This is a genomic window from Nitrosomonas sp. Nm34, assembly GCF_900113925.1.
In the GTDB taxonomy this organism is placed as follows: domain Bacteria; phylum Pseudomonadota; class Gammaproteobacteria; order Burkholderiales; family Nitrosomonadaceae; genus Nitrosomonas.
On sequence record NZ_FORD01000112.1, the window covers coordinates 1 to 4088 of the forward strand.

At 43.2% G+C, this 4088-nt stretch carries 1 protein-coding gene; it reads right to left on the bottom strand.

Annotated elements, in window-relative coordinates; genetic code table 11:
- Nucleotides 1-391: 391 nt before the first annotated feature.
- Complete coding sequence (locus tag BM283_RS17340; protein WP_090695356.1) at nt 392-3922, bottom strand: hypothetical protein; 3531 nt, start codon at nt 3920-3922, stop codon at nt 392-394.
- Nucleotides 3923-4088: the final 166 nt, after the last annotated feature.

Here is a 4088-nt window from a genome sequence, read left to right on the forward strand (position 1 = left end):
CCCGATCCATCATGAGCGCTTCAGCCACTTGAGTAACCGACCAGCCTTTACCTAACAGGTAGACCGTTTTTAGCCGGTCAGCATAACGCTTGTCTTTGGTTTGACGGTGCGCCACCTCTAAATTGGCAATTTCTTGTGTAGTGAGCAGGTAATGTGATGACATATTAAAATTCTAATATATTCACAACTATGCCGCATTAACTTAAACCAATTTTTGATTCACGAGAAGTATATCGTCTAGTAGGAACTGAGTGCATCGACGGGAAAATGAAGTAACTTTTTGTCCTGAATTTTGGATGGCATTTTGATATTCCTCAATCCTGCTGGACTCTTTTGGCTAAAAGCGGGTATTTGTATTTTTAATCCAACCAAAAAATCGATTGATTCTTTGTCACGGACGTTCGGCAGCTCTGAGCCAATCGTTGATGCTATCAAGCCCTAATGAAAGCAGTGTGTCTTGTATGGATACCACGCGCCGCAGCATTTCGCCATGATCAGACTCTTCCCGTTCTTCGGCTTCCGAAAACAGGCGGGTCATTAATTGGGTAAGGTTATTTCCATGATCATACAGATACAGTTTGGTCCGCTTGACATAGGTTAGAAAAATCTCAGTTGCAGCTATCGCCTGTTCTGGATCACGTTGCGATATGCCGTTAAGCCAATCACCAAACTTAAAAAAGTAATGATGCTTGCTCTCATTATCGTTTTCTAAGATAGTAAAATATTTACGAATTAACTCTATTGGAAAGGAAATTACTGATGTACTATCCCGGAACAACTTTTCCAACTTCTTGGCAATTATATCAGCATGTGGACTATCAGCATTCAGACCTGCTTCAATTCCTGTCAGACATTGACTCTGATGTTGTTTGATATTTTCAGTGTTCGTCCATACGCTTGCTGCCCCCTGCCAGGCGTTAGCAATACCCAAAGTTTTCAAGTCTTCTAACCAAGCGTCAAAATCAATTCGATTGGACAAAGCTGCCAATGCCGAAATACGCCCCCAGGTCTCCATGTCCTTTTCGCCACCCTCGTGGTAAATGCGAGCAAGCAATGGAGCGATTTTTTCAAAATGACTATGATAAGAATAATACAGGCAAGGCTCAGCGGTCTGCCAAAGTCCTGATGCATCTTTCATAGCACAATTAAATAAATCCCAACCTAACTCAGATTTCTTGTACTGAAGATAGGGTAAACGCCGCAGGATTAAAGCACGAATCGCAGGATCCTCATTCCCAGCAAAACGGCGAAGCGTGGTTGATAATAACTCGGGATATGGGATACTCCTTTCTTGAAAATTATTAGCCACAATCATTAAGGCCTCGACAATGCATCCATCTATCATATTGATACCTTGATTGATTAAATTGACCGAATCTCCTTTTATAGAATTTTCCTCTTGAAGATTCGCAAAATCTATTGCTTTAAACACAAGACGTCCAGCATTTTGTGTATCCTGTATCACATATGCACAGGCTTGTAGGGCCTTTGATGCAGCCCGATTATGATGCCAGTGTTTGGGATGTCTTTCCAGTTCATCAAGAATGTGACCCGCCAATATAGAGGCATCAGGTTCATCGATCGGCTTCCATGTATCATTGGTTTGCAAATTACCGTAACGGTATTCTAAATAATTGGCTACACCGTCGAGAATATCATCACAAAACTCTTCGTGAATCTCGATCCAATGAGTAGATAATAACTGCAAAAAACGCAATGGATGGCGCGATGCTGCTTCACGTAGTTGCCAACCGACTTCTTGTTTGCCACCGACCAGGCGATCATCGAAATGTTCGGCATATCCATTGTAATGTGCCAGCAAACGCAACACCGCACTATTACTGGAACTAAGAAATACCTCAAATGAAAATGGAGCAGAAACCGTGCCGCTCCAAGATCGAATGTCAGGCTGAAGAAACAAAACGCCCTCTCTATTTTCATGAGCATCCAACACTGCTTGTGCTTCTGGTGAGCGCAGATAGCATGGAATACGGACAATCAATTCAGCTTGTTTCTTCAGTATCCACGCATGCCTATTTTTCTCAGTAAAATCTTCTTTCCACGCGTTCAGAACGCAAGCCATTACAGCACCCTGTTTAGACGTATCAAGGTATATGAATGCAACCTGAATCAATACACCCACTTCGTGTACAAGTTCAAATTCTAATAAATTTTTGTCGCACAACATACACCCGATCAAATCTATGTTGGCTTGAGGCGATGCGGTGCATACCAGAATAGCGAAGTAGAGTAAAGCACCCTCATGGTTGAAGCATAGTCGTTCACGGTTATTTTGCCACCACTCAGAATGCATTAGGGCATGATTAAGGATAGCAGCTTCTACCGTATCCATTAGGATACGTTCACTGCTCATATGTCTAATATCGTGCTGACTATGTATATCGTTATATGTGGTTTCATGCAGGAATCCATATCGGTAAACTACAGGGGGCTTGCCATAGTGAAGTGACTGGGTTTCGCTCCACTGTTCAATCGATTTCAATGCCAAATCCAGCAATGCAGGGGATTGCACTATCCGGTTGCGGAGAAAGTTGTTATTACTATCTCCAAACTCATGGGGTTGACAATGCAGCTTGTTGTCGAAATGAAATTTGATTACATCGTCTTCGCTGATGTCACCGGCAATATAACGCCATAGCCAAAGATCTTCCATACTTCCTGCTGCTACACAGCGAGCTAGAGCATGTCCTAGAGAACTGTGTTCTTGCCTCGGCATATCGAGCAATTTTTTAAGCAGGGGGCTGATCAGTGCCAAATTTTCCGAATTGATCTCAGATAGATGATGTTCTAACTGCCAGGAAATTTTTTTACCATCCATCCAACCTAATGACAATACTTTCATCCAAAACGACAATACCCCTGCAGTATCTTCGTTTTTCCACCGGGATACCCGATAGACATGTGCTGTCAGCCCTTCGGTATCTCGCGCGTCGATCAGGCTAGGTACCAGATATTTGAGCCAAAAGTAATGCCATTCTATTAGTTCCGCTTGGGTGTATATCACCTGAAACACGTCACGGTGCTTTTCATGCAAATCGCGTATCAATGGCCAGTCATCATCCTGCGGTGTTTGTTCAGCAAATGATTCAGCTACCAAGCGGCGTATGTGAAAGGCAGAGTTCCCTGTCAATACTGCTCGTATTTGTTTCCTAAGCTCACGACGATCACCTATTGCCAGTTGTGTGACAAAACTACGGATACTGGGGCGTACAAAGGGGACGGGAGGCAAGTCATTAATAAACTTATTTAGCGTGATCCCCTTGCGTACAGCTCCACTGATCACTAATACATCCAACAGAGTTTGATGTCCGAACGTTAATTTTCCCTCTTGAGTTTCTCTTAATACATTAAGACTCCACAGTGTTCGTAGAATATCTTGTGACGCGGTAAAGCGTTGATGATGTACTGCCAAGCTACGTGTTCTAAGCATTTCATCGGCTATGGTTTCAATCGCTTGCATTGCTGTTTCACCTAACTTGTCGTTTGCCCGCACAATGGTGTCAAGATATCGCTGGGCCAAAGCCTGGCTGGATACCACGTTGAAACTCCCTTCTCGCTGGGCAAGTTCGACAAATAATGCCAACTCGCGCGGATTTCGCATTAGTTCACGGGTGACAGAATCAATAGTTGTCGCATGAATGCCGAGAGTATCAAGCAGCGGCTCAATTTCAGATTCCCAATCTAAAGGTTGGCACTTTAATTCACAATCCCATTGTCGTGCTGCAATTCTGTGGTCATAATGCCGGTCAAAGTCACGGCAGGCAGTGACCACTGTGATATTGGGTATTAACAGTAGACGGTCTATTTGTGCTAAGAAATATGTCAATACGCTGTGTTCACGAGAGATAGACAAAACATCCAATGAGTCAATGACTACGACTACTTTTATTTCGTCAGCCATGCGAGCTGCTTTTTCTATCCATAATTCAGGCAATTGATGTGGCTACACTAAACCGGACACACAATTTAAAATAATCTGAAAAGAGTGTGATCCTAATATGAAGCGAGAAAAAACCAAAACTTATACAGCCGAATTTAGAGCGTCAGCAGTTAAGCTGGCCAACGAA

Excerpts from the sequence above, each read along its gene's own strand:
- BM283_RS17340 (WP_090695356.1), bottom strand. The coding sequence starts at position 3,922 with ATGGCTGACGAAATAAAAGTAGTCGTAGTCATTGACTCATTGGATGTT.